This window comes from Prolixibacteraceae bacterium (assembly GCA_019856515.1).
Lineage (GTDB): Bacteria > Bacteroidota > Bacteroidia > Bacteroidales > Prolixibacteraceae > Halosquirtibacter > Halosquirtibacter xylanolyticus.
This window is the reverse complement of sequence record CP082230.1, coordinates 3,238,123-3,260,947: the sequence shown is the minus strand read 5'-3', so window position 1 is coordinate 3,260,947 and position 22,825 is coordinate 3,238,123. Positions and strand designations below refer to the sequence as shown.

Below are 22,825 nucleotides of genomic sequence, written 5' to 3'. Positions count from 1 at the left end.
TATTTTTTGATGATAAGGGATTCTTATTTCTTTCCTGTGTGGCCAAAACCACCTTCACCTCTTTGAGTATCATTTAGCACTTCCACCTCTTCCCATTTAACGGTTTCGTGTTTTGCTACCACCATTTGAGCAATACGCTCTCCATTTTCAATAACAAACGGCTCTTCAGAAAGATTAACGAGGATGATACAAATCTCGCCTCTGTAATCCGCATCGATTGTTCCAGGACTATTTAGAACAGTGATTCCATGTTTGAAAGCCAGTCCACTACGTGGTCTTACTTGTGCTTCATATCCTACTGGTAATTCAATAAACAATCCTGTAGGAACCAATGTTCTCTGAAGTGGTTTTAATGTGATTGGTTCTTCTATATTTGCTCTTAGATCCATTCCTGCAGCAGCTTCTGTTCCATAATGAGGAAGGCTGTTTTTAGATCTGTTTATTATTTTAACTGATGTCATATATAAGTTTTTTTTATTCAAGAGTTTGACAAACGACTGTCGACATAAATCATGCCATCTATATGGGGTTTAACCTCTACCCTCTGCTTCTTTTTTCTAACTCCACTTTCAACTCCGGAAGAAGTGAAAGTACAAGAAAGACTAAGATAGTAAATCCCCTGAGAACAAATCCCAAGATAGTGTTAACGTCTGGAAGATATTGACCTGAAAAGTATAATGATAAAGCGAAGATCACTAATAGTATAACTCGCTTAACATTATAATCTATAGGGTAATATTTCCTCATATAGTAATAGCTTGCTACGGTCATCACCGCAAAACAAACCACCTGTGCTATAGCTGCAACTTTGTAGCCATAAGTTGACAAAAATAAGGAATTTATTGAGATCGTTATCAATGCACCCCCGATAGAAAAATAGGCACCAAAATAGGTCTTATCGGTTAGCTTATACCAAAGAGACAGGTTATAATAAATTCCCACCAGCATATTTGCGATCAGAATATATGGCACCACGCCCAACCCTTCGTAGTATTTTGGATCTAAGATCATTTTTATTTGATCAATAAAAAGTGTGATACCAAGGAACACTGCCAAGCAGAATATGACAAAATAGGTCAAAATATCTGCATATATCTTTTTATCCTCAGTCTCTTTTTGTCGTGCAAAAAAGAAGGGTTCAAAGGCATATCTAAATGCTTGAACAAAGAGGGTCATAATCACTGCCAACTTTGCATTTGCTCCATATATCCCCAATTGATACATCGCATCAGTATGTGGCTTAATTAACTTGGGAATTAAGACCTTATCAATATTCTGATTTACCATTCCTGCCACCGATACAACAAGTATGGGAATACCATATATCAAGAGTTGTTTTAGTAGCCTTGGGTCATATTTACGAATAGAGATATGCATCTCTGGAATTAACAATATAAGTGAAAATAGCGATGCAATAACATTGGATATAAGAACATAACCTACACTAATATTGGGATCATATATGTGCAGAAGAACACTATCAGGACTCTCTTTCGTTAACCATGGACACAATACCAAGAAAAACAGGTTAAAACCGATATTGATAGATACGTTCAGTAGTTTGATAATCATAAACTTAACAGGTCGCCCTTCAAGCCTTAGCTTTGCAAATGGAATAGTGGATACCGCATCCAATACGAGTATGTATGACAACCATCTTACATATTTATCAGCATTATGGTAGCCAAAAAAATCAGCCAATGGCGTATTGAAGAGGAATGTCAAAGACAAGAATACCATTGAACTGACCACCATCGTAAGAAATGAAGTCGTAAATACAGATACAATATCTTGCCCTTTTTGTGATGCATATCGAAAGAATGCTGTCTCCATACCATAGGTTAATAGTGCCATTAAAATGGCTACCCATGCAAACATGTTGGTGATCTCCCCTAACGATTCGGGAAGAAAAATACGTGTGTAAAATAGAGCTAGGAAATAGTTGAGAAACCTTGGAAGAATTGAACTCAATCCATAAATTACAGTTTGTCCTGCTAATTTCTTAATGGTACTCATATATGTTATATATCAATAAGATTACTGCTAATAAAGATACAAAAGTAACTTATAATTATTTTTTTGACGACTAGAATAGGAGTGAAATACTATTTTTATCATCGATAATCTCTTTTGACTCTTTTGTTATGATACACTTTTATATCTTTATCGTATAGAATGCTATTTTTAAAATGATTATGAAACGAATTAGACAAGTCAGTACACTATATTTCTCAATAATAATTACCTTACTTTTGTTCGGAAATACCTCATGTAAAACGACTTCGAATACACGAAAACCTGTCTCTGTGGTGAAGATGACAAAGAAGTCAACAATCGGTAAAGAGGTGTTAATAACTATAAAGGTGCTACCCAAAGGTGGCCAAATAGAGAAAGCATCTCTATATGTGAATAATACAAAAGTTAAGGATCTAGAGAGCTTTGAGTGTAGTGAAATCCTTCCTAAAGAGCTTCTTCGCATTGGAAAAAATAGTATAAAAGTCGAAGCATTAAAGGATAATGGTCAGACGGGAACCACTCGTCGTGAACTTATCTTATTTGCATCCAAGGCTCCTGAAAAATTGGGGTATAGGGTTGTCGGTAGCTACCCTCATTCACCCGAACATTTCACAGAAGGTCTCGAATTTAATAATGGACTTCTATATGAAAGTACAGGAGAGAATGGAACTTCGGTTATCTATAAAACAAAGTTCCAGCGTGGAGAGATTGTCTCCGCTACAGCATTGAATAAAGAGTTCTTCGGCGAAGGTATAACCCTGTTAGATGGTAAGGTGTATCAGCTAACTTACAAGAAGCAGAAAGCTTTTGTTTATGACAATACCACCATGGCTCAAATTGGAAATTTTTCCTTTCCTAACAAAGAAGGATGGGGACTAACGAATAATGGTAAAGAGCTCATCATGAGTGATGGTTCCTCCACCATATATTTTGTAGATCCATCTACCTTCAAGGAGGTTCGTAGAGTAAATGTATTCTCAAACCAGAGAGAGTATACCTATCTGAATGAACTCGAATATGTGAATGGTTATATATATGCCAATATATGGACCACAGAAGATATAGTTAAGATCGATAGTAAAACAGGAGAAGTGGTTGCGATTATTTCTTTAACAGGACTCTCTAGCTCTGCCCAAATGAAGAGCAAAAAAGCGATAGATGTAATGAACGGCATTGCATATAATCCCAAAGATAGCATGCTCTATGTAACGGGTAAATATTGGCCCCTACTGTATAAAATAGAGCTTACAAAAGAGGATTTACCTGTTAAACCTTAAACCCTTATTGGCAACCAACCATTAGATAAACAAAATGATATAGAACTTCTCAACTCATTTTGTTTATCCTATCTTCAAAAGGAACATCGTTTCAAAAGCGATTCATCCACCTCCTGCCCTATCCTAATTCAACCTCTCTAAAGTCAGATCATTAATTAATAAAGCATTACCCCAAGAGTTTAGATGCCTATTAAAGCAGTGCAATTATAGAACAACACATTCAAGATTGAAGAAGATAACGAATCATTGAAATAGCATCCTAAAGGATGCAATCTACGAGATTACGACGTTTTAGATAAGTAGAGATTCATAAAGAACTTTTAAAGCCCCCATCACCTGACTAAGATGCTACTATCACCTGCTTTTTCTTGGGTATCATTCCAAGTATATTCGAAATTTCCTCACCCAAAATGGGAAATCGATGAATGAACTTCGAGTGAACTTTGAATCAACTTCGAGCTATCTCAGGGGAAAAGCAGGAGCAAGTAGCTTGTTGGTCAGAGTAAGGTGAAATTGATGTGGTCGGATATGATAATGGTATATAAACACTGTTCTATTTAATATGGTCACCCATCAAGTTTAGGAAAGAGCCTGATTTTTTGTGTTTTGAGAGGAGGTACAAATGTAGATAGAGTATTTAGTTGTGGAGGGATTTTAAAAATACGGGGTATCTGGTGTGAGGGGGTATTTCTTGTTTGAATTTTGTTGGGTGTAAAAAAGATAGAGGCTGCATCCACCATTGAAAGGGATACAGCCTCTATTATTATCGTTTGTATGTGATATTAAAATTCACATGTTTTAGGTGCACGTGGGAATGGAATTACGTCACGAATATTACCCATGCCTGTAACAAAAGTAATAAGTCTTTCGAAGCCTAAACCGAAACCAGAGTGTGGTGCTCCACCAAAACGACGGGTATCAAGATACCAGCTCATTTCATCTTTAGGGATCTCCATCTCATCCATTTTAGCTTCAAGAACGTCTAGACGTTCTTCACGTTGAGATCCACCAACAATTTCTCCAATTTGAGGGAATAGAATATCCATTGCAGCAACAGTTTTTCCATCCTCATTTACTCTCATGTAGAAAGCTTTAATGTCTGCAGGATAGTCTGTAAGAATAACTGGTTTTTGGAATTTCTTCTCTACTAGATATCTTTCGTGTTCGCTTTGAAGATCGGTTCCGAATCCTTCGATAGGGTATTTAAATTTACCTTTCTTGTTTGGCTTCGAATTACGTAGAATTTCAATAGCCTCTGTATATGTTAACCTTACGAAATCATTGTCAGCTACAAGCTGAAGTTTTTCGATGAGGTTCATGTTACGCTCCTCTTTAGGCTTGTTCTTCTCCTCTTCTTCTTGACGCTTTGCAAGGAATTCAATATCCTCTTTACAGTTGTCTAAAGCATATTGAATAAGGTATCTTAAGAACTCTTCTGCAAGATCCATATTGTCATTAAGATCAGCAAAAGCCATCTCTGGTTCGATCATCCAAAACTCTGCCAAGTGGCGTGATGTATTTGAATTCTCAGCACGGAATGTAGGGCCAAAAGTATAGATCTGACCTAAAGCCATCGCAGCTAATTCACCTTCTAACTGTCCTGATACAGTAAGGTTTGTCGACTTTCCAAAGAAGTCTTGAGAGAAATCAACCTCTCCCTCTTCTGTTCTAGGCGTATCGTTAAATGGTAGTGTTGTAACTCTAAACATCTCTCCTGCACCTTCAGCATCCGAGCTTGTGATGATTGGAGTGTGAATATTGTAGAAGTTTTTATCACTAAAGAATTTATGCACTGCAAAGATCATGGCGTGGCGGATGCGGAATACGGCACTAAAAGTGTTCGTACGCATTCTTAGGTGTGCATTCTCGCGTAGAAATTCAAGTGTATGTTTTTTAGGCTGGATAGGGTATTTTTCTGGATCTGCTTTTCCTAATACCTCTATTTTTTCAGCTTGAAGCTCAACGGATTGTCCACTACCTTGAGATGCAACCAACTTACCTGTAACTGAAAGAGCAGCACCAGTAGTTGTATCTCTAAGTGTCTCCTCTTCAAAAGATGCAACATCAGCAACCACTTGAAGATTACCTAGGCAAGTTCCATCATTCATTGCTATGAAGTTGACACTTTTACTACCTCTTTTGGTCCTTACCCATCCTTTAATATTTACTTCAGTACCTGGTTGTCCCGAAAGAAGGATTTCTTTGATTAATGTTCTTTTCATCCTATGATATATTTTGCAATAATTCTCGACTTAAAAAGATAAAACAACCCTTGATCTGCACAAAGGCCAGATGGCGTTGTTTCATGTTTAAGAGGAGACAAATTTTTTAGTTACTGTATGACAACATATTGTCTATGACTTAAGATTACGTGTCAAGATTACAAATGTACAATTTTTGTTTTGATCTTTTTTCATTCAACGCAGTAACTGACTTTTTTTTGTACATTTAGATAGTAAGGATAACAAATAATTGATTTCTTGCAGTATATGATTACGTACCTCTGGAATGTAATCTGGTTATCTCTTCGATAGGGCTGTTGTTATGGCTTGTGAGCGTTACTTCAATGTGTTTTGTTTGTGTCAGAAATATTGTGGTAATCGAAGAGGAGGCTCATTGAAATATTAATAAAAAAACAAAAATGTAATGTCAAAAAATAAAATACAGAATTGGACCCAACTATGTTTCCGTTTAGGAGAGATGTTTCAAATGGATTTAGATGAAAATGGTGTTTTTATGCTTATTGGTATCCGAGAGAGAGGTTGGGGATTTAGAGAGTATTCCAAGGAGGAGAAGATGAATTTGATACATCTTGGAACTTCTACACTTTTGTGTGAGTTGGGTCGTATAGAGAAGATTGCAGTCGATAGAGATGGTTGGCCTGTGTTTAAAGAGCCAAGTGTGGTGGTTAATTGGGCAGAGGCACAGAAGATAAATGAGCTTAAGCAGGCTTCGATTACCTATTTTAATAAAGTGTGGAAATTGACTAATGATTAATCTTGGCATGGAAATTGGACTGTTAACATTGTTAATAAACTAAATTGAAGTAGTATGATTAAGCGAATCTTGAGTGTTTTCATTTTAACTCTAATGGTGATAGTACCATCATTCGGACAGAATAGTGATATAAGTAGTGAAAGTGTTGTATGGGTTTCAGGGAAGGCAGAACAGATGGTCTCTCCTAAGCGTGTTTACATGAATATCTTTTTATCTAGTAATCCAAAGATGAAGGATGCTGAATCAATAAATCAACTAGAGAAAGATTGCTATACGATTCTAAAACGCTATGATATCAATAAGTCGGATTTAAAAGTTGTTGATGTGGACAATCAAGTGGTAGTAAAAAGAAAGCATCAACTGGGGGTTCATGAAACACGTTCTTATGAATTAGAGGTGAAGGATATCTCTTTGCTTGATGAGTTGTTCTATGAGTTTAGTCAAAATCGTTATATCGAAGTAAGTCTGGGTCGATTTGAGTATGGCGACTTAACCCAAATAGAGAATGAGTTGGCAGTGAAAGCGACACTTAAGGCAAAGGCTAAAGGAGGTCAAATTATTAAAGCACTAGGTAATGAGATCTTGCGTGTTGTAAGTGTGGATGTAAATAGCTCTCAACAACAAGACTATAGGGCTCCTAGATATATGAAGGCTTACAGTGCTGTTAAAATGACTGCTTCTGATCATAATGCTCCTAACACTCAGGATCTGCAAGTGAAGAAGATGAAAGTCGTATCACGAGTAAGGATGTGTGTATCTATGAAATAAGACAATGGACCTCTATAAGAGGCTCGTGACAGTATAAATATATTGATTATAAAAAAACCATCATACTTTAAAGTGTGATGGTTTTTTCGTTCAAAGAAGAGTTGATTATTCAACTACAACTTCTACAATTTTGTTTAGCGCTTTACTGAATGCATCTACTTCTGAAGGCGATAGAACTTCATTGATTTTATTATTACAATGTTCTCTCGCATCTTCAATTTGTTGGGCTACATCCTCCCCTTTTTCTGTTAATCTTAGAGTTATTGCACGTCGATCAGCTACTGATATAGAACGATCAAGAAAATCGTTTGTAACTAATCTGTCGACAATTCTACTCACTCTTGACGGAGAAAGATTCATTTTCTTTCCTAGTTCAGAGCTAGATATATTACTACATTCTTTTAGGGTAGAGAAGAATTGAAGCTCGGAATGTGATAAACCCATTCTGTTCATTATCTCTACATCCATCATTGAGCATCTTTTTTTGAGCTCAAATATCATTTCTAAGATTGTTTTAGAACTTTGTTCCATAGAACCTGACGTTATTATGTTGTGTTGTTGTTTGTCCTGCAAAAATAATAAATAGCACAAATAAATTCAATGGTTTACGAAAATATTGGGCTTTTGTTATGATAAATCCTAATAAATATGCACCACTTTTGTTTTATTAGAATAATCTATTAAAATGTTTAACTATTAGATTTGTGTTTTTGATATGAGTATAAGTGATTTAAATCCGCCTGTTTTGAGGTATAATTAATTGAGATATCAATTTGATATTATCATTATAAGAGCTTGTTATTTAGAAGTGTTAATGTGATACTATTAGTGGTATGGATAAGTGTATAACAACTTTATATTACTTAACATGTTGTTACATAAGCTCTATCTCTAAAAATTACAATCTATAGGTTCAGATGTCCATGTCTTTTTTATGGAATTTAATCTAAATTTATGAGATAACCGTTTTGGGGGAGGTGGTATGGTAGTGCTATTATTCTATTTTATCCCCTAATATTCAAAATAGAATAATCTATATAAATAAAAAAGCACCTACCAGTAGGTAGGTGCTGTGCATTATTTTGATAATGTTTCAATCGAACATCAAGTTAGATGAACAAATTTACGTTTGATTTCTCTGCTGCCTCTAGGTAGTTTGCAACACCACCTACTTTGACTCCAGAAATGAACTCTTGTGAGTCAACGCCCATCACATCCATGCTCATTTGACAACCAATGAGTTCTATTCCAGACAGTTTCGCTTTGCCTATCATGGTTTCAAGCGCATCTACCTTTTTAGATAACATTCTGTATCGCATCATCTTAGAACCCATTCCCATCATGTTCATCTTTGATAGCGTAAGGGCCTTCGAACTGCTTGGCATCATCCACCCAAACATTTTTCCCATCATATCTTTGGGTGCCTTAGGTGCTTTGGGATCTTTAAGGATATTTAGTCCCCAGAATGTGAAGAACATGGTTACATTCTTCCCCATCGCTGCTGCTCCATTTGCAATCACAAAGCTTGCTAGTGCTTTATCTAAATCATCACTAAAAACAACGATTGTTTTGTCATCTCCTTTCGATGTAATAGAGAATCCATCATTGTTTTCTGTCTTCTGTATTTGAGCGGTAATCATTCCGTCTTTTTTTGACTTCGAGATTAAAGTGTTTCCAGTGACATTACACCAGCTTTCAACATCTCTATAGAAACCCATATCCGAAGCGGTAATCTCAAGCGTTTCATTCAATTGAATTTTGTCCACCTCTTCTTTTAGTAGAGAGATCGGACCAGGACATTGAAGACCTGTTGCATCTACCTTATGCATATTGTTGGTTTTACTTTCTGTATGAGTACTTTCATTGTTTGATTGCTTCTTCTCAATCAGGATTGGATTTTCCTGTATATCAGTAGCAGAGGTGTATAGTTTATACCCTCCTGATAGGTTATACACATGTTCATAACCATTTTGAAGTAGTATTCTAGTAGCAACATATCCTCTTAAGCCAATCCCACAATATAGGTATATAGTCTTTTCCTTAGGGATTCGGTTAAGATTCTGTCTAAGCTCATCTACCTCAATTTGAATCGCACCATCTATGTGACCAAGGTCATACTCCATTGGTGTTCTTACGTCTAGTAAAAAGATATCCTCTCCTCTGTTTTTCATCTCGTAAGGAGAGAGATGGTTTGATAGTCCTTTTAAAATATTTTCTGCATTGAATGCTACTTGGTTTACTGGATCCTTTGCTGAAGAGAATGGTGGAGCATATGCATGTTCTACATCTTGAAGGTCGTAGATATCTCCATTTACTCCAATGATGGTCGCCAACATATCGATTCTTTTGTCCACTCCTTTTTCTCCAACGATTTGGGCTCCCAATACTCTTCCGTCATCTGAAGAGAAGAGTATTTTTGAGGTCATCTGAGTCGCTCCAGGGTAGTACCCTGCATGAGACCCATTAATGGTGATTGAAACTTTATATGGTATACCCTCTTTTATAAGTTGTTTCTCACTTAGTCCGGTGGTTGCTACTGTTAAATCAAATACTTTCGCAATCGCGGTACCTATAGCCCCTTTATAGGCTCTTTTATGACCAAAAGTCATGTTGTCCGCAAGAAGTCTACCTTGTTTGTTTGCAGGTCCAGCTAGATATGCGATTGTAGGTTTATTGGTAATTGGATGAGGAAATTCCATACTATCTCCTAAAGAGTAAATATCCTCTTTAGAGGTTTGTAGATATGGATCCACTTTCACTCCACCTGTAACGCCTAGTTCTATTCCAGCCTTTTGTGCTAAAGTTGTATCTGGCTTCACTCCAATAGATAGAATAGCAATGTCAGCCACGAGTACCCTTCCGCTATTTAAAGTAATGTGGACTTGGTTATTGATCTCTTCGAAGGATGCTACGGCATCGTCTAAGATCAATCCGACCTCCTGCTCTTTGAAATGTTGATGAATGATAGAAGCCATCTCAGGATCAATCATATTCATCACCTGTGGTGCTGCTTCTACTACGGATACTTGTATATTTCGATGGTGTAGGTTTTCAGCCATTTCAAGACCTATGAAACCTGCTCCAATAACTACAGCTTTTTTTGGTGCTACCTTGTCAACAAATTCCTTAATTCTGTCCGTATCTTCAACATTTCTTAATGTAAGGATCTTGGGACTATTAATACCTGGTATCGGTGGAATTACTGGCTTTGCTCCTGGTGATAGCACAAGTTTATCATAAGAGAGCTTGTATGTCTCTTTTGTTTGATGGTTTAATACAGAAACCTCTTTCTTCTCACTATCGATTTCGATCGCCTCAGAAAGTGTTCTTACATCAATATTAAATCGTTTGCCAAAGCCTTCAGGTGTCTGAACAAGAAGTTTGCTGCGATCCTTAATAATGCCACCAATGTAGTATGGGAGACCACAGTTAGCATAGGATATATATGGTCCTTTCTCTAACATGATGATTTCACTATTTTCATCTACTCTTCTTAATCGTGCTGCAGTTGTGGCTCCACCTGCTACACCCCCGATAATAAGGTACTTCATTTTGTCTAAGGCTATTTATTTGTTGATAGCAAAGATATATGTTTTGATAATAACAAACAAATTAAGTTTGTGATTGTATAGTGTTGTTTATCAGTTGTTTGCGTGTCTTAAAAGGTTGCTTTGTGACAAAAGTCACGAACAAAAAATGTTGATGAAAGTGAAATGTTCCAGAAGTGATATATGTAATTAGAGGAACACATTTTAATGGTATCACAACTGTGTCATGTGAATATCATGCATCTGGATGATGAGTGACTTGATGATTGATAATCTAAGAGAAGAGAGTCTATATGAATCAATGAGATGGTGTGTCTATATAGTTAGGTATATCGGTATTGGAAGGTAATTTAGTTATTAGGGTGTTTTACACACTTTTCATTGATCTATAAGTCTTCAATTGGATGATTAAGATCCAGTTTAACTCATTGATCAATGAAAATGTATGTCTATCAATTGAGATCTAATACAGTTAGAATGTTATCTCTGCACGGAATCTAAATCCAAAGTTCTCTTTCTTCACCTCAAATTGGTGTGTCGCACGGTAGATGGCTTCAATTCGAAGGAATTGAAGTATGTTACTCACACCAGCACCAAATTCGATAAATGGGACGTTGTCTAGTGATTTCAACGTTTTAGGAGCATCAAGTCCCACAATTTGATTTCGATCAAGTTGACCTTGTAGGAATTTGGCAGAGAATGACTCTCTCCAGTCCCATCTTTTGATTAATGGTATGTGTTTGAAAACTAAGCCATTTAGGTTGTAGTCTAAGAATAAACTAGCAAACTGTGTACTAGCAAACTCCATATCGTTCATGGTGTTGAAGTTGTATCTAGCAAGCCCATATGTTTGGTTTGATCTATGTACCTCTAGCAAAGTATAAGGAACTTTACCGAATTGATATCCCGCTTCTGCCACATACTTAAGTTTTGTTAGACCAATGTTGAATTTATGTTTCCAGGTAGCCCTAATCTTATAATAATTCCCTTTTTGGGTGTCAATATTGTAATTTCCTGCTGTTAGTTTAAGGTTTATAATTGGATATAGAGAACCAACATAGTATCGTCTAAAGTAAGATTGGTCAAGCTTTTCATCCCAACTAAAACGTGTAATCAATGAAACTTCATTGTTTGTGTAAGAGGCCAGTGGGACATTTTTGACAGTGAATGGCACGTACATTCCAGAGTATACTTTATGGTGAGAGACATTAAGTTTTGAAACCAACCCCTCTTTCCATTCATGAATGATTCCAGCAGATACTGATTTGTCTCTAACCAGCTTGTCGATATCTTTTCTAGAGATTAGTGAATATAGAATGTTCTGCTCTCCTGTATTTTCAGTGTTTTCTCTTAAAAGCTTGATACTCCCATTGTCTCCAACTTTTACAAGATCATCTTTATAGTTGAACGTTAAGAACCTCCACTTCTCTTCGCTGGTTCTAAATTTAACCCCTGCAGAATATTTGATCTTTTTGTCTTTGAATCCATAACCAATTTGACCTGTTAGCATCGTATTTTTGATCAGATCTTCACTTGTTCTAAAGTTGGCATTGACACGGATTCCTTCCACTTTGTTCTTCAGCATCCACTCTGTGTATGGACCATAGTCGATGTATTTGCCTTCGATATATCCTGTTAATATCATTTTAGTCACAGCATCCCCTGTTCTAATCAGCCAGTGGTTGTTAAGAGAGTCTAAGGCGCCAGTAACTTGCTGTTCGACTAAATCGAGTTTTTCTGGACGGTAATCATCCAAAGAAACTATGGTCTTATTATTATCTTTTGCAATTAAAGGGTCTTTGAAGTCATTTTTTTCATTCTCAGGGTTCAACTTATGCTGATTGACACGAACATCACTATAGTGATTTGTTTGTCTCATATGGAACTTCTCTTTGGGTGCGAGAAAGTTTTTCTCTTCATCCAAAAGTTCGAAGTCTGCTTCCATTCGACTTGTCTTCCAGAATAATGTTGTATCGTTTATGTACTGAAATGATTGAAGGAACTGTAACTTATTAACAAAGTTAATTTGTGCCTCATCGGGTAGTTTTGCTTCAATCTCCATTAAGGCCCATGAGTCTTCTCTTACTTTGAATTCTCCAGTAAATAGTGGGTCTAATGGATTTTTAGGGCGGAATGATACCGTATATTGCCAACCATCATCTGTAAATAAACTATCTGTAATAAGATATTTGTAATACATTAATCCTCTTTTTCTTACAGGACTCGCAAATGATTTACCAAATAGCTCTATAAATCGGTCGTAGAAATTGATTCGAGAGGTCATCTGTTCAGCATACCCACTAATATCTGCATCCTCTAGGAACCCTAAAGCTCTTTTATTCTGAGTCAGTTCTTTGGTGTAATCAATATCTGGGTTTTTTTGTTTTACATTATGCGTAAGCCTTTCCATGAAAAGAATAGGTAGCTGATCACTTTGTGTGCTATCCTGACTTTTAATAAACACACCCTGATGGTTCTTAAAAAGAGAATTCTTACGGATTACGTCAGATAGGTTTGTAAGAGTAGCAGTAAGTTTTGTGTAGGTTTGATAATCTGTACTTTCAAATCTATCAGGGTTGTTCTTTCCTCTGTGATCACTGATATTTCTAACAATACGTAAGGCAGGATTCTCTCTTGGGTGAATCTTGACCTCAGATAGTTCAGTTACATCAGGGGAGAGTTTGATGATAAATTTTTTACCAATGTATTTACCAAACATTTTTTTAACGATATACTCTCTCTGTTTGTAACCAATAGCAGATACTAAGATTGTATCTTTTGTGGATAATCTCTCAATACGGAAATTTCCATCTAGATCAGAAGTCGTTCCTCTAGTTGTACCTTTAATCAATAAGTTAACAAAAGGAAGCGTCTCTTTGGTGTTCGCATCTTTTATAACCCCTGATATCTTAATCTTTTGTTGCGCACTCACATTAATGCACACCAATAGAATAGATAGTAGTGTAATTGCTATCTTCTTCAAAATTTGTTGTTTTGTTATGTCTTTACTGCTCAATCTAATTGTAAATAGCACTTTATATTTGCCTGTTCTATATACGTCTGCAAAAAAAAGCAAAAATTACAATATTATACTAAATATAACGGTGAAATCTGTATTAAATTATATCAGCTCTTTACTCTGTATTATTCTGGTTTAGGGATAATTGAATTGGTTTTTGTATATCTTTGTCGTAAGTAGAAATAGATGTATTTTTTTATGGGTAAAGTGAATTGGAAACCGGGAAATATGATTTATCCACTACCAGCGGCTTTGGTGTCCTGTGGGTGGTCTCCTGAAAACTATAATTTGATTACGATATCTTGGACAGGAACAGTCTGTACTAACCCTCCGATGGCCTATATCTCTGTTCGACCTGGGCGTCATAGTTATGACCTTATAAAAGAGTCTGGCGAGTTTGTGATTAATGTTACAACCAAAGATATTGCAAAGGAAACGGATTGGTGTGGAGTCAAATCAGGTAGAGATTTTGATAAGTTTAAAGAGACGGGATTAACCCCGTTACCTGCGACAGTGGTTAAGGCTCCATTAGTTGAAGAGTCTCCAATATCTATAGAGTGTAGAGTAAAAGAGATTATCTCTTTGGGTTCTCATGATATGTTTATTGCTGATGTCGTGAATGTGGTCGCTGATGATAAATATCTCGATCCTGAGACTGGAACATTTGATCTTTCAAAGTCTACTCCACTAGCCTACTCTCATGGACATTACTTTGCTTTAGGGGAAGCTATGGGGAGGTTTGGACATAGTGTTCAGAAAAAGAAAAATACCAAGAAAAAGAAAAAATGAAATAAACCTGCTTAGTTGTAACGAATTTCATTCGTTGTTCGTCATATAAATGTATTTTAGGACATCTTTTTTAATACAAATAGATCTTATGAGAACAAAACTAATTGCAGGTGCTTTGATACTGATGAGTATGAGTGCATGTCAACAAAAAACTAAGTCTGTGAATAACCCATTATTGGAAGTATGGTCAACGCCATATCAAACTCCACCTTTTACATCTATCAAACCAGAGCACTATAGACCTGCGTTTGATGTTGCTATTAAAGAAGCACGTGAAGAGGTAGATGCGATCATTAATTCAAAAGATAAACCTACTTTTGACAATACTATCTTGGCTCTTTCTGATGCTGGTGATAAGTTAGGTCGAATCATGGGCGTACTTTATAATTTAGATGGTGCCGAGACATCTCCTGAACTACAACAGTTTCTTGAAGATATTAATCCAATTATATCTGATTATAGTAGTTACTGTAATCTTAATGAGGGTTTATTTAAGAAAGTTAAAGCAGTATACGAAGGTGATGAATCACTGAATGCTGAGCAGAAAAAACTTTTAGAAGATACCTACATAGGTTTTGTAAGAAGTGGTGCAGAGCTGAATGAAGAAGATAAGAAGAAGTTAGCTGCAATAAATAAAAAGCTATCTGAATGTAGTTTAAAATTCGGACAGAATGATCTTCATGAAACGAATGCTTATACTATGTTCGTTGAAAATAAAGAAGATCTTGCAGGCCTTCCTCAATTTGTTATTGATGCAGCAGCTGAATCTGCTAAAGAAGCGGATAAAGAAGGTTGGTTATTTACGATGCATGGTCCTTCGTTTGGTCCTTTCCTAAAATATTCGGACAATCGTGAGTTGAGAGAAAAGATTTATCGTATGTATACGTCTATGGCTAATCACGATAATGAGCATAACAACACGGAGATTATCCGAAATATAGTTAACCTACGATTAGAGAAGGCAAAACTATTGGGATACAAGAACTATTCGTCCTATCAATTGGAGAGACGTATGGCAGAAACTCCTGAAAAAGTGAACGCTTTCTTGAGTGAACTACATGAAAAGTCTAAACCTGCTGCTCAACGAGAGTATAACGAGGTGTTGGCCTTTGCAAAGAAAAATGGTTTCAAAGGTGAGCTTCAAAGATGGGACTGGTCTTATTATACTGAGAAATTGATGCAAGAAAAATATGGTTTCAATGAACAAGATATTAAACCATATTTCGAGCTATCTAAAGTAAAAGCAGGTGTGTTTACATTGGCCAATAAACTTTATGGTGTTGAATTCAAGGAGAATAAATCTATCGATAAATATCATGCTGATGTAGATGCATACGAAGTATACGATAAAGATGGAACACTTCTTTCAATTCTTTATCTTGATTTCTTTCCACGTAAAAGCAAAAGTTCTGGTGCTTGGATGACGACTTATCGTGATGAAAAGAAGGTGGATGGAAAACGTGTAATTCCTTTTGTTTCATTGGTGACAAACTTCACGAAGCCAACAAAGGATACCCCTTCTCTTCTTACATTTAGAGAAGTGACTACTTTCTTGCATGAGTTTGGACATGGACTTCATGGTATGTTCGCTAACACGACTTATGAAGATCTTTCAGGAACTAGTGTATATCGTGATTTTGTGGAGCTACCTTCGCAAGTATTGGAGAACTGGGGTGCTGAGAAAGAGTGGTTAGACCTTTTTGCTGTTCATTATCAAACAGGAGAGAAGATTCCTGAAGAGTTAGTTAAGAAGCTGATTCGTTCTCAGAACTATCTTGCAGGTTACCTTTCGGAAAGACAGTTGAGTTTTGGAATAAATGATATGAACTGGCACTCAATTACTGAGCCATTTAGTGGGGATGTAAAAGAGATGGAAGACAAAGCAATGTCTCCAATGGAGCTTTTCCCTCCAGTTGACGGTAGTTGTTTCAGCACAGGATTCTCTCATATTTTCTCAGGTGGATATGCTGCAGGATATTATGGCTACAAATGGGCCGAAGTACTGGATGCCGATGCTTTCAGTGTGTTTAAAAAAGAAGGTCTGTTTAACAGTGAGACTGCAGAGCGTTTCCGTCATACTATTCTTGAAAAAGGAGGTACAGAACACCCAATGAAGCTCTATATTGATTTCAAAGGATCTGAACCATCTGTAGATGCTTTATTAGAAAGAAGTGGCTTATTATAGAGTATTTTAACTCTAGTAAATATATAAAAAAGGCTGTGTTTTATTAAACATAGCCTTTTTTTATGTTGTAATTATACCTTAAAACTAAAGATCATTCTCTATATTTACTCCTTTACCATCATTCCTTACTATTCTTATCACACAATTATGATGTTAGAGGAGAAAGAATTGCTAGAAAGGCGCAAGCAGCTAAGAGAAGAAGCAATTATCAATGAAATGAGTCGTTTAAAAACCAACAATAGCAAGTTAAGTCTAAAGTACAAAGTGCTACTTTCAGTCTTGATTGGTTTTGTTGTAGGGTTTGCTGTGCTCCTTTACTACTTTAAGAATGATATTCTAAATGAGATAGAGTACAATAAGCCGATAAAAGAACAGAGTGTTGAAGTTCTACAGCATAGATTTAAGATTGTCTATTTCCGCATACAAATAGGCTCCTATGTGACAAGACATCCTGAACTGATTGAGAGAATATTTGAAGAGGGATATGTGGACGAATATAAAGATAGTCGATACCGATACTTTATTGGTGAATTTGTTACACTCGAAGAGTCTAATAGAATTCTAGAGGAGATAAAACGACAAGGGTATATGGATGCTTTTATTGTTCCTTTTCGTAATGATCTACCAGTGAGCTGGGATAAAGTGTGGTCTGAATTAAGGGCGAAGAAACGATAGTTGATATCGCCTATTCATCACTCTTTTTCTTTAATGGAATACGGTAAAGAAGTTTAATTGTTATTGGAGTCCCTTTATACTTTAATGAAGAGTTGTTTTTTGAAGTGACATTAATATCATTTAATCCATAACTAAACTTCACCCCTAAAGCGCCTTTTCCTAGTTTTTGAGAAACTCCTAGATTTAACGCATATTTTAAGTCCTCGCCATTAACAGTATCTTTGTTATTCAATAACATTCTATATTCTGCTCCGATAGAGATATTCCATTTTCCATTAGGAGACATCACTAGCTCGATAGGAATAGTAATGAAGTTGTTGTTGATTGTTTCAGAAACTTTGGGTGCTAATGGACCATTATAATCAATTTTATTTTGGGTAAAGTCATAACCTATACCACCTTTGACTCCCCATTTCTTGCTTAGGTCATATTGCACATAACCCTCTACTCCTGCGGCCAAACCAAAGGAGTTGTTCGATTCATTATCACCACCAAAATAAGATACTCCAGCTTGTGGCGTAACGCCATATTTAACTTGAGCATTAGTCGTGTTAACCAAAAAGATTAGAAGAAGGCTAAATAATAGAAGTGCCTTACAAATATGTTTCTTGATGGTATTCCCCATGGTTTGAATGATTAAAGTTATCTGCAAATAATCTCTTCTCGTGAAAGTTGTGTATAATTACACTATTTTTGACACAATAGTAAGATAAAAATATTGATTATCACTTATAATTCTCTTAAAAATAGAATAATAATATCATTTTTGGAAGATATTTTTATGATAATTTGAATAAATATAGTCTAATCATTCATTTTGAAGTAGTTTGTGCCAATTGGATTAATAAATGAGCGATAAATACTCGGTAATTTATATTGTTTAAACAAGGTTTAAAAATAGAACACGTGGATATTGATCATTCATAAATGTAATCGGTATTATACCTATCTTGAGAGTGATTTGGGATGAAATAATGTTTGCAAATGAAATGGTTTAAAAACGGAGAGAAGCTCTACTATACTGCACTTAAATATATAGATCAAGGGAATGAGAAGAGAGCGATAGACTACTTATATGCTGCATCTGAAAAGAAATATGTGGAAGCAAAGTGTGTTTTGGCATTCCATGAGCTCTTTGACTTTGACAGTAAAGAGTGGAATATTTTCTTGTCCTTATCACTTATCGATAAGATTGTATTTATTGCAGATAATTTTTTAAGTGTTGATAATATCATTAAAGCGGATCGTTGGTATAGGTTTGCAATAAAACGAGGTGCCGATAATATATGGTCAATTCTTGGAGATGCTTATGAAGCAAGAAAGCTTTGGGAGGAAGCAATCTCTTGTTATATGAATGGTGTTAAAGAGCAAGATGCCTATTGTGCTTATAAAGCTGCTAGAATAGCAAATACCCATCCATATTCTGTACACCATATCACGATTGAAGAGAAGGTTGATCTGTATTTCTACGCGGCCAAAGGGGATGTAAAAGAAGCGTATGAGCCCGTTGCTTCATTCTTTGAAGATGGAGTTACTGTTGATGTCTCTAAAAAACTTGCCATCTATTGGAATGAAAAGGCTGCTGAATTTAGTGTACAGGCACAATTTAAACTGGGTGAATTATTGAAATATGACCAACCAAGGAAGTCTAGGTATTGGTTTCTAAAAGCGGCAAAATCGGGTAATCATCAAGCCTCATTGGAGATTGCAAAAGAACATATTGAGCGTAATGAAATCGTTGATGCTAGAGAGATCCTATCTCCTATTATTGACAATGCTGATGAGCATATTATATACCTCTATTCTACCTTAGTTGAAGAGGAGGAGAGAGAGAAATATCTACTGATGGCCTCGGATAAGAAAAGTACAGATGCCTATTTTGATCTCTATACAATCTATCTGAATCATGGTAACATCAACAAAGCATACGATTATTTAGATTTAGCTGTAGATGCCCATCATGTCAAGGCCCTATTCCATCAAGGGAGAAGATATGCTAAAATGAAAGATTGGGATAAGGCTTATATGTACTTCTCAAAAGCTTCAATACGATCTGATAAAGAGGCATTAAGAATGATGGCGAAATACTATTGGATAGGAAGAGGTGTGGAAGTGGATAAGAATCAAGCATTACTCTATTTGAGGCGAGCTACTTCTGAGGAAGATCAGTTATCAAGATATATTTTAGCTCTTCTGTATTTGAAAGGAAAGTTGGTCGTTCAGAATCCTATGCAATCCAAAACTCTGTTTTCACAAGTGAAAGAAAAATGGGAGAAGTATGCTCTTTTTCATTTGGGCCTCCTATATCTATCCGAGGATGCTGAAGAGTCAAAGAGATGTTTTGAAAGAGCATTGTCTTGTGGGAATAGTGGAGCAGCATGGCATCTAGGTTATGGTCATGAAACGAACCAATGGCGTATCTCTCGCATGTCTGAGGCGGTATTAAACTATCGAATTGCTGCTCATAATGGTTATCCAGAATCGTTTAATAATATTGGAGTGATTTACCATCATGGAAAAGATGGTATCATCGACTTAGATCGTGCTGAAACGAATTACTTGAATGCAATTGACCATTCTGTTATACATGCATATTATAACTATGCTGTGCTTCTATTGCAGTTACCTACTTTTGAGAGTGATGAAAAGGCAATAGATCTACTTAAAGTTGCTGTGGATAGAGAGTTTGTTCCAGCAATGGTACTTCTTGGAAGGCTTCACATCGAAAATCAAACAATTAATGCCGATAAGAAGGAGGGCATTTTGTTATTAAAAAGAGCTTCTGATCTAGGTGATGTGGATGCGAAAGATCTCCTTCTTGAGACATTGGGTTAAAATACTTTTATCTGCCAAACATGTAGGTAAGAGACCAAATTGCCTTTGCTATGATACACATTGAAGGTATCGATGTGATGACAAATTATAAGATAAATGGAAAGGTGATGTTCTGATTTCAATAATGGTATACGTGAAGCTAATTATTTTAGCTCCACGTATATCTATTTAGAACTCCAATGTTATGTTCTTAACTTGATCTGAAATGGTTATTTCAAATGTTTTATTTTCTTTACTCCATACTCCATTTTTATTCTGTATCTTATCTTCTATCAGTAGCTTGTGAGGTTTATCCACATTGTGAATAACGATGTGAATATCTCTTTCATTCTTCTTTCCTGTTAAGTAGTGTTTCCCTTTATGTTCTAATCGAAGAGACAATGATTTGCCATCTTGATTAGCATCAATTTTGATCGTTTCAAACATCTCCTTGCTGATACTATTCTTGTTTTCACCATCATCATTAAACCAAGTATAGGTGCTATTAGGAACTGTCATATCTGCATAATAGTGTAGATAAAGTTTTTCAGTACTATACTGTTTGGTGTTCTGGAATGTATCAACCATGGGTACGAAACTTCCAGCTTTAACAAAAACAGGAATATGTTCCATTGTTACATCTATGTCTATATTACTATTTCCGAAATATCGCTCTCCAGAAAAGAAGTCAAACCATACTCCTGATGGAAGAAAAACTTCCTTCTTTTGAACTTTCGCTGCTAATATAGGATAAACCAAGAAGCTTGATCCCCACATATAGACATCACTTCTATTCCACATCTCTTTTGGAATACTGTTCTCATAAAACCAAGGTCTAGCCAATGGTGTACCATCTACTGCCTGTTCCCATGCCAATGTGTAGTTATATGGCATCAATTGGTATCTAAGTTCAATGGCTTTTTTAACGATCTGTTTAACAGAATCTGGATATGCTACAACCTCAGATGGAACATCAGCTCCGTGTGGTCGGTATATTGGGTTAAATACCCCAAATTGAAGCCACCTTGTATACAGTTCATTATTCTGTGGCCCTGCACAAAATCCGCCTAAATCTGAACTAGCGTAAGGCATCTGCCCCATGCTTAATCCTAACATGATTGGCACTTGAGGGCGCAGTCCTCTCCAACTTCTTGAAACATCTCCAGACCATGGATAGCTAGAGAATCGTTGCGTCCCTACAAACCCAGCTCTATTTAAATGAAACAACCTCTTGTTTGGATATAACTTATTGTATTTGTCCGAAAGAAGTTTACTCCAATAGTGTCCGTAGATATTGTGTACTTCGTTTGTTGTTCCAAGGCTATAATGAATACCATTAGGATGCATCTCTGGCTCTCCAAGGTCTCCCCACCAAGCAGATACCCCCTCCTCAATAAGAGGTTGATATTTTTTCCAGAACCACTCTTGTCCTTGTTTTGAGAAGACATCTACCAATGAAGCTTTACCAAACCAAAACTTCTCAATAACAAATGGCTTACCATCTTCCGAGAGTCCCAATGCATTTGCTTTGTTCGCACTTTTGTGACTTGCTGTTGATTCTAAAATAAAAGGCTCAGCAATAAGAATCGTTTCGACTCCCTTACGTTTAAAATTACGGATCATACTTCGGTGTGTAGGAAATGAATCTGTATTCCATTTTAGGTCTCCCATTCTCCAATTCTCTTGTCCATATCCAAACCAATAAAGATCCAAAATGATAGCATCTACAGGTATTTCCTCTTGTTGCATTTTATCCAACATCTCTTCAGCTTGTTTCTGACTAGTATATCCAAAACGAGACATCAAATTACCCATTGCCCAACGTGGAGGAAGTGGAGCTGTTCCAACTAGACTTGCGAATTTATGATGCAAATCTATTGGTGAGTTTCCAATGGTGATGTAGATGGTATTACCACTAAAGCCAGAACCAATACTTAGAATATCTCTCTTCGTACTGGCAATATCGACCTCTCCAGTAGCACCACTATTGTAGAAAATATTGTAGTTATTCGATGAGATAAAAAGCGGTTGTGAAAAGTTTAAATTCTTCTCACCCCACCCATAAGAGTAGTGAGGTTCATTATGTAGCTTCAATTTCTCTCCCCTACGATCCATGTCTAGAGCCCTTGATCCTCCTCCATATATCTGCTCCGATGGAGACAGTTTGAAATCAAAGGAGAGCTGTTGGTTTTGAAAAGATATATCTACTAACCTAGCAATAGGGTTGGTTAAGTCAACTTTGTTATAGAAAACCAATTGAAATGGTTGTTTGGTCAACTTTGCTATCCACTCCTCTCCTTCTAATACAACCTGTCCATCGACCTCCGTGATGTTATCAACATGTTGATTCTGTCCAACCAGAGCGTAAGTCTCCAGTGCCTTGTTCGCCTCTAAAGCTTTTACTTCAATGGTGTAAGGGTTGAATATCGAGATCTCTATAGGGAGTTCGTTTAATTGAAAGGATAACATCTTTTTATCCGTTACCTCCACATGACTTACTTGTGCTTGAACACGCCATGAGTAGAGTGCGACAAAAAGCATTAGGTAGTACTTTACATGAACTTTTTTCATAAGAAAGTGTATCTATATGGTTTAAATTATCGTGTGATACCAATTGGTATTACTCGTATCCTGAATACAACGGATTGACTGATGGGTATTTCGTAACCCTTCTCTTAGATACAAAAAAAGGTTGAATGCATTGCTGCAAATCCAACCCCCTTCTCATAGATGTCAT

At 36.3% G+C, this 22,825-nt stretch carries 15 protein-coding genes; 7 read left to right on the top strand and 8 right to left on the bottom strand.

Annotation, left to right across the window (positions count from 1 at the left end):
- Positions 1 to 23: 23 nt before the first annotated feature.
- Both dut and K5X82_11885 read right to left on the bottom strand, forming a co-directional pair.
- Positions 24 to 461, bottom strand: coding sequence for a dUTP diphosphatase (gene dut / locus K5X82_11890; GenBank protein ID QZT35995.1), 438 nt, complete (start codon positions 459 to 461; stop codon positions 24 to 26).
- A gap of 76 nt (positions 462 to 537) precedes the next feature.
- A complete protein-coding gene (locus K5X82_11885) occupies positions 538 to 2,016 on the bottom strand; it encodes an oligosaccharide flippase family protein (protein ID QZT35994.1) in 1,479 nt (492 codons plus the stop codon).
- A gap of 179 nt (positions 2,017 to 2,195) precedes the next feature.
- Here K5X82_11885 and K5X82_11880 point away from each other — a divergent pair, with 179 nt between their 5' ends.
- The gene (locus K5X82_11880) at positions 2,196 to 3,293 is read left to right on the top strand and encodes a glutaminyl-peptide cyclotransferase (GenBank protein ID QZT35993.1); all 1,098 of its coding nucleotides are present in this window, start codon (positions 2,196 to 2,198) and stop codon (positions 3,291 to 3,293) included.
- A gap of 782 nt (positions 3,294 to 4,075) precedes the next feature.
- On the opposite strand, the gene asnS is transcribed toward K5X82_11880, so the two are convergent.
- Positions 4,076 to 5,515, bottom strand: a complete 1,440-nt coding sequence (gene asnS, locus K5X82_11875; protein ID QZT35992.1) for an asparagine--tRNA ligase — start codon at positions 5,513 to 5,515, stop codon at positions 4,076 to 4,078.
- A gap of 424 nt (positions 5,516 to 5,939) precedes the next feature.
- On the opposite strand from asnS, the gene K5X82_11870 reads away from it, so the two are divergent.
- Together K5X82_11870 and K5X82_11865 are read left to right on the top strand one after the other, a co-directional pair.
- Complete coding sequence (locus K5X82_11870) at positions 5,940 to 6,290, top strand: hypothetical protein (protein ID QZT35991.1); 351 nt, start codon at positions 5,940 to 5,942, stop codon at positions 6,288 to 6,290.
- A 54-nt stretch (positions 6,291 to 6,344) separates the two neighbouring features.
- Complete coding sequence (locus K5X82_11865) at positions 6,345 to 7,058, top strand: SIMPL domain-containing protein (protein ID QZT35990.1); 714 nt, start codon at positions 6,345 to 6,347, stop codon at positions 7,056 to 7,058.
- 105 nt (positions 7,059 to 7,163) lie between these two features.
- On the opposite strand, the gene K5X82_11860 is transcribed toward K5X82_11865, so the two are convergent.
- The 3 genes from K5X82_11860 to K5X82_11850 form a co-directional block, all read right to left on the bottom strand.
- The gene (locus K5X82_11860) at positions 7,164 to 7,529 is read right to left on the bottom strand and encodes a MarR family winged helix-turn-helix transcriptional regulator (GenBank protein ID QZT35989.1); all 366 of its coding nucleotides are present in this window, start codon (positions 7,527 to 7,529) and stop codon (positions 7,164 to 7,166) included.
- Positions 7,530 to 8,167: 638 nt separating this feature from the next.
- On the bottom strand, positions 8,168 to 10,609 hold the full coding sequence (locus K5X82_11855; protein ID QZT35988.1) for an FAD-dependent oxidoreductase: 2,442 nt from the start codon (positions 10,607 to 10,609) through the stop codon (positions 8,168 to 8,170).
- A 469-nt stretch (positions 10,610 to 11,078) separates the two neighbouring features.
- Complete coding sequence (locus tag K5X82_11850; GenBank protein ID QZT35987.1) at positions 11,079 to 13,589, bottom strand: DUF5686 and carboxypeptidase regulatory-like domain-containing protein; 2,511 nt, start codon at positions 13,587 to 13,589, stop codon at positions 11,079 to 11,081.
- Between the two features lie 234 nt (positions 13,590 to 13,823).
- Here K5X82_11850 and K5X82_11845 point away from each other — a divergent pair, with 234 nt between their 5' ends.
- The 3 genes from K5X82_11845 to K5X82_11835 all read left to right on the top strand — a co-directional run bounded on the left by K5X82_11845 (position 13,824) and on the right by K5X82_11835 (position 17,274).
- Complete coding sequence (locus K5X82_11845) at positions 13,824 to 14,414, top strand: flavin reductase family protein (protein ID QZT35986.1); 591 nt, start codon at positions 13,824 to 13,826, stop codon at positions 14,412 to 14,414.
- Between the two features lie 88 nt (positions 14,415 to 14,502).
- Positions 14,503 to 16,599 (top strand): M3 family metallopeptidase, encoded by a 2,097-nt coding sequence (locus K5X82_11840; GenBank protein QZT35985.1) that lies wholly within the window; start codon positions 14,503 to 14,505, stop codon positions 16,597 to 16,599.
- A gap of 147 nt (positions 16,600 to 16,746) precedes the next feature.
- Positions 16,747 to 17,274, top strand: coding sequence for an SPOR domain-containing protein (locus K5X82_11835; GenBank protein ID QZT35984.1), 528 nt, complete (start codon positions 16,747 to 16,749; stop codon positions 17,272 to 17,274).
- A 10-nt stretch (positions 17,275 to 17,284) separates the two neighbouring features.
- On the opposite strand, the gene K5X82_11830 is transcribed toward K5X82_11835, so the two are convergent.
- The gene (locus K5X82_11830) at positions 17,285 to 17,899 is read right to left on the bottom strand and encodes a PorT family protein (GenBank protein ID QZT35983.1); all 615 of its coding nucleotides are present in this window, start codon (positions 17,897 to 17,899) and stop codon (positions 17,285 to 17,287) included.
- Between the two features lie 359 nt (positions 17,900 to 18,258).
- Between K5X82_11830 and K5X82_11825 the strand changes: the two genes are divergently transcribed.
- The gene (locus K5X82_11825) at positions 18,259 to 20,109 is read left to right on the top strand and encodes a hypothetical protein (GenBank protein QZT35982.1); all 1,851 of its coding nucleotides are present in this window, start codon (positions 18,259 to 18,261) and stop codon (positions 20,107 to 20,109) included.
- Positions 20,110 to 20,277: 168 nt separating this feature from the next.
- Here the strand turns inward: K5X82_11825 and K5X82_11820 are convergent, their stop codons facing one another.
- Positions 20,278 to 22,659, bottom strand: a complete 2,382-nt coding sequence (locus K5X82_11820) for a DUF5110 domain-containing protein (protein QZT35981.1) — start codon at positions 22,657 to 22,659, stop codon at positions 20,278 to 20,280.
- Between the last annotated feature and the right edge of the window lie 166 nt (positions 22,660 to 22,825).

What these genes read in the sequence shown, in the direction of transcription:
- dut (QZT35995.1), bottom strand. Translation starts at nt 461, where the DNA reads ATGACATCAGTTAAAATAATAAACAGATCTAAAAACAGCCTTCCTCAT.
- K5X82_11885 (QZT35994.1), bottom strand. Translation starts at nt 2,016, where the DNA reads ATGAGTACCATTAAGAAATTAGCAGGACAAACTGTAATTTATGGATTG.
- K5X82_11880 (QZT35993.1), top strand. Translation starts at nt 2,196, where the DNA reads ATGAAACGAATTAGACAAGTCAGTACACTATATTTCTCAATAATAATT.
- asnS (QZT35992.1), bottom strand. Translation starts at nt 5,515, where the DNA reads ATGAAAAGAACATTAATCAAAGAAATCCTTCTTTCGGGACAACCAGGT.
- K5X82_11870 (QZT35991.1), top strand. Translation starts at nt 5,940, where the DNA reads ATGTCAAAAAATAAAATACAGAATTGGACCCAACTATGTTTCCGTTTA.
- K5X82_11865 (QZT35990.1), top strand. Translation starts at nt 6,345, where the DNA reads ATGATTAAGCGAATCTTGAGTGTTTTCATTTTAACTCTAATGGTGATA.
- K5X82_11860 (QZT35989.1), bottom strand. Translation starts at nt 7,529, where the DNA reads ATGATGGATGTAGAGATAATGAACAGAATGGGTTTATCACATTCCGAG.
- K5X82_11855 (QZT35988.1), bottom strand. Translation starts at nt 10,609, where the DNA reads ATGAAGTACCTTATTATCGGGGGTGTAGCAGGTGGAGCCACAACTGCA.
- K5X82_11845 (QZT35986.1), top strand. Translation starts at nt 13,824, where the DNA reads ATGGGTAAAGTGAATTGGAAACCGGGAAATATGATTTATCCACTACCA.
- K5X82_11840 (QZT35985.1), top strand. Translation starts at nt 14,503, where the DNA reads ATGAGAACAAAACTAATTGCAGGTGCTTTGATACTGATGAGTATGAGT.
- K5X82_11835 (QZT35984.1), top strand. Translation starts at nt 16,747, where the DNA reads ATGATGTTAGAGGAGAAAGAATTGCTAGAAAGGCGCAAGCAGCTAAGA.
- K5X82_11830 (QZT35983.1), bottom strand. Translation starts at nt 17,899, where the DNA reads ATGGGGAATACCATCAAGAAACATATTTGTAAGGCACTTCTATTATTT.
- K5X82_11825 (QZT35982.1), top strand. Translation starts at nt 18,259, where the DNA reads ATGAAATGGTTTAAAAACGGAGAGAAGCTCTACTATACTGCACTTAAA.
- K5X82_11820 (QZT35981.1), bottom strand. Translation starts at nt 22,659, where the DNA reads ATGAAAAAAGTTCATGTAAAGTACTACCTAATGCTTTTTGTCGCACTC.